4 protein-coding genes are annotated in these 4,385 nt (G+C 47.6%); all 4 read right to left on the minus strand.

Annotated elements, in window-relative coordinates; all coding sequences use genetic code 11:
- Window positions 1-897 (minus strand): glycosyltransferase family 4 protein (locus ACN0IC_RS14610; protein ID WP_416879520.1); only part of this gene is annotated, 897 nt, incomplete at its 3' end.
- A 2-nt stretch (window positions 898-899) separates the two neighbouring features.
- Window positions 900-2,705, minus strand: coding sequence for an alginate lyase family protein (locus tag ACN0IC_RS14615; RefSeq protein ID WP_416879521.1), 1,806 nt, complete (start codon window positions 2,703-2,705; stop codon window positions 900-902).
- 209 nt (window positions 2,706-2,914) lie between these two features.
- Window positions 2,915-4,147: an O-antigen ligase family protein gene (locus tag ACN0IC_RS14620; protein WP_416879522.1), complete on the minus strand. Its 1,233-nt coding sequence runs from the start codon at window positions 4,145-4,147 to the stop codon at window positions 2,915-2,917.
- A gap of 8 nt (window positions 4,148-4,155) precedes the next feature.
- The coding region (locus ACN0IC_RS14625; protein ID WP_416879523.1) for a serine O-acetyltransferase at window positions 4,156-4,385 on the minus strand (230 nt) is incomplete at its 5' end.

Raw genomic sequence — 4,385 nt, forward strand, 5'->3', positions numbered from 1 at the left:
TACATCCGCACCCTCTATTAGCCCCGCCAGTTCTGTCTTTGGGACTGGGTCCAAGAACAAGATATTGTTAAGTTGTTCGGCATCAGCTCTCTGTTGAAGGCGATGTTTTTCCCTTCCTTGGCCCACGAGTGCGATACGAATGTCATCCCGGGCGCGGCTTTTCAGAACTGCGGCAGCATCTAGAACCGCGTCTAATCCATTCGCATTTCCATGTGTTCCTGTGAAGATTGCCAGCATTTGGTCAGCACGTACAGCGTCAGGTCTCCAAGGTTCGGATGCGTCACCAAACAAGTCAAGATCGCACCCATTGGGCACCATAGCAATTCGATCCCTGTCAACGCCTCGCGAAGCAATTCCTTCAACGATGCCAGGAGAGAGGCCAATCAGTCGATCGGCAGAGCGATACGACACCCATTCAAGCACTGACATCAGCCAAAGCACGATAGGGTTCTCGATGGCACCCATCGCCTTTGGCAGTTCGGGCCACAGATCGCGGACTTCAAAAACAAAAGGTTTTCTTCGAAGCCAGCGTGCGAAAATTCCTGGTATACCTGCAGTTAAGGGGGTTGTCGTGGCAAAGACCACGTCTGCAGGCTCACGCATGGCAAGGCCAATCGATCCAACTGCAAACTTCGCAAAAACGCCGAAACGTTGGAAAATGCCCATGTGATTTCCGTAGTCGAGATCAAACTCGATTACGTCAATTCCATCGACCGTGCCACGCCGTCGGCCGCCTTGAAATGGGCCGCTCAGTCCGGTGTTTCCTTGTGCGTAACTACCACAAACCATCGTAACAGTGTGGTTCTTTCTCAGTAGAGCCTGGGCCATTTCGTACGACCGTGTTCCCGCTGAACCGGTCGGGGTCGAGAAATGTTGATGGAAGTAAAGAATATGCATGACTAGAAGAGAACTCTCGTGGTGATCGTTGTGGGTCGGTCAAAAGAAACCGAAAGTAAAGGTACTTCCTCACATGCCTGATAATATCGCGACTCTCGTGTTGTGCCGAGCAACGGCTCTATCAGGTCCTTATCAGCCTCAACAGTGAGTTTGAAGCTTCCTCCAAGCAAGGTATTGCCATCAAGCTTCCAGTTTGCGGGTTCTAACCGCCAACGTAGACAGGCTTTGTCAAATTTACCTGAAATCTTGTCTATGCATGTCATTCCCGAGGCATCGATCATAACCTTACGATAGTGATGTGCTCCGAGATGATCAGTGTAAGCTGCAGCAGCTGTTATGGCGTTTTCAGACTTTGAAACACACTCTACAGCTTCGGCTTTGATCCAATCACCAAACAAGAATCGTCCCAGTCGCGGCATTTGGTCTCGTCCATCAAACGTGATTGTGTTGTGAGCTGACGTGCCACCAAACCATTCTGCTCCATCAGCATTATAGCTAAAAGTGCCGCCATCCCGCAAAAGGTTGCGCCCTTCGCGCCAAAGATCCAGATGCAGGGCGTCCGCCTGACTGGGACGAAACCGAAAGCGGGGATACCGCAGCACGGCAAGAGTATTTTCTTGGCGAAGGACATGATAGCCACCATCATCGAAGCTACGACTGGGCGGCGTAGCTTGGTCATCGGGCAATGGGATGTGGAGCCAAGCCAACGTGTCATCCCAATGCCCTGCCTCAAAGCAGCGTTCTTGGTGAAAAAGGGCCATCGCCAATTGTACCGAAGGTCGGAAATCACGATAGTCGCTGTCAGTGAGTTGGATCAATCGTGCCCCATCATTGGCCCCAATATTGGGCGCGTCCCCCGTTACAGGGTCTACCAATGCGTAAAGCCATATGGCCGCTGAAGCCAGCTTGATGCGTAAGTGTTGCGAGAACTCAGGCAATGAACGATGTCGCCGCCACGCCTCTGCCAAGGAATAGGTGTCGAGCATGACGCGATGGTAGTTCACTGAGTGTTGGCTAAAACTGCCGTCAGGCTCGATTAGATTCTGGGCGCGCTCTTCTAGCCAATGCCGGCCTTTGCGCGCCCAGGTATCAGCATCGGGATGATGTCTTGCTAGGAAAGTGCCCCCTATAAAAAGTGCGGCTGCTTCAGAAGTACCGTGATTATTGGCTTGGCCAATGGCATAGGACATGGTCGGTGCAATACGCTTGAGGTGACAGACTAGTAGTTGAACAAGCCCCGGCTCGGGTTTTGTGTCCTGATTTAGCAGCCATGCTGCTAGGCATAGATGCATCACCCGGATTGACGCTTCTTGTCCACATTTCCAGTTTGGCCCTTTGTAAGGAGGGTTCGACCGTGCCCAGTCACCCAGCCATAGATTAAGCTTCTCCAATGCTTCCATATCGCCGTGAGCGGCCTTGGTTGCCCAAGCGATTACCCAGTCAAAACGCGAGAGTTCCCAGATACCTTTGATGTCGCCAGCATTGAAATCGGGTATTCGCCACCAGTCGAGGTCTGCATTCGTTGGGAGCGTGTCCGAGAACGGGTTGGCAAACCAATCGGGTGGAGCGTCTGACTGCGGCCTGCGATACCAACCGAACCACAATAGTGAAGCGTCCCAATCATTGTTAGGTGGTGCGGCCGCAGGTATTACATCCTGGCCGATTAAACGAAAAAAGGGACCGACCGGAACGCTCCCCTTTTTGAGCAGTACGAGATGTAGGCCTAGACGCAATCCCGTACGGTATACAGCCACGCGAATTACATTTCTGACGCCAAGCCGACGATAGGCCCAAAGTTTCGAGATCATCGCGTTATGCCTCCGGATTTCTGATACAAATGAAAAACGATACCTACGAAACAATCTGAGAGTAGAGCAGCGCCTTGGAGACTCACGTTATTTCAAGCCACCTGAAAAAAGCTGCCGCGCAGACGTTTAGGGCGGCTTTATTCACTGAAATTAGTGCTATGTCAAATCCAACTGCAGTGAATTTGCTAACCAGTGGTTTTTATTCCACTTCACCGACTGTTTGAGCAGTAGTCAATTTTCTTAACATTTTGCCTAGGTGAATAAGAAAAAATTCCAAAAATCAGAAAGAGCAGATTTCCTGTTGGGGAATATGAGAAGTTTGGCTGCGCCAAGGATCCAACAAAAATTATCCCAAAAATAATATAGAACCCTTTCAAAGAAAGATCTGGCGGCATAGACGCCCTGTGCCTAAATACTTGAAGTATTCCAGCGTATAGAATACTCAAGTATAAAAATGTCCCGAATACGCCAACTTTAAATAATAATTCGAGATACTGGTTGTGAGGCGTTCCATATTGAGAGAATTGAGAAAATGCTTGAAAACCGTATCCAAACAATGGTCTAGTTGATATTAAATCGAAGGTATGGGAAAATATTTCAAACCTACCATTTGAGATATCATTGCTATATTGTGCATTCTCCATTCTACTCACCATCGCATCCCAAGAATAAGTCAAGATTGGTATATTAACCCAATTAAGAAAAAAATATATCAGGGAAAAAAGCAAAAAAGCTACCAGGATACGTATAGGATTCACTTTACCTTTCAGATTAAAAAATATCACTGCTAATATGAAAATCAGCAATGCGTTCCTTGATAGTGATCCCAAAGCAAACGCACCTCCCAATACAAATAACATCGACCGAATTGCGGTTGTTCTAACCACGATAAGGGCGCAACAAAGCAGGAAGACGTAGTACGATGCTGCTGAATTTGGGAAGCCATATACCTCTAGCTCAAAGAAATGAGATCCTAATCGAGGTCTAAAATTAAAATGGTAGGCAAATTGAGAAAGAGCTAGTAGAAAAATAAATGCAACTGCTGAATTAGATAGCGCTCGCAAAACAACAATTTGACCAAGCCAACGTGTTAGCGCATATCCAGCTATAAAAGGAAAAATGGTTTTGCTAAATTTAAAAAAAGAAAAAAGTGGAAGGATATCACCATGCTGGATAATGACGAGAGCAACCAAACCAAATCCATAAATTAGTAATATTATCTGAAGAATAAGAATTTTATTTTTTTGTGAGAATGTACCATTGGAAAAGATGTAAACTAGCGCAACAAAGATAGCTAGAACATCAGACGGAACGATATCAATGGGAAGGCCGCCTCTATCCCCGCCAATCATGGTGATAGGTAAGAAATAAAGAAAGAAGAATACGAAAAGAAAGAGTTCTTTAGTGCGTACGCGGGGAATGCGTAAATTGGCGTGATACATACCCATATTCATCCGATATTCACCAGTACTTTTGCGGGCACGCCCACGGCGGTGGCTGCTTTAGGAATATCTATAAGAACGACTGCGTTGGCACCAATTATGGCGTCATCGCCGATTGTTACCGGCCCGAGTATTTGCGCCCCAGGCCCGATATGAACCCGATTCCCAATTTTTGGGACACCTCCTTTGCCGAAGTTGCCGCCTAGCGTGACATGCGCTCCAATTGAGACGTCATCTC

This window comes from Litorimonas sp. (assembly GCA_029936425.1).
In the GTDB taxonomy this organism is placed as follows: Bacteria; Pseudomonadota; Alphaproteobacteria; order Caulobacterales; family Maricaulaceae; genus Litorimonas.

Excerpts from the sequence above, each read along its gene's own strand:
- ACN0IC_RS14615 (WP_416879521.1), bottom strand. The coding sequence starts at position 2,705 with ATGATCTCGAAACTTTGGGCCTATCGTCGGCTTGGCGTCAGAAATGTA.
- ACN0IC_RS14620 (WP_416879522.1), bottom strand. The coding sequence starts at position 4,147 with ATGTATCACGCCAATTTACGCATTCCCCGCGTACGCACTAAAGAACTC.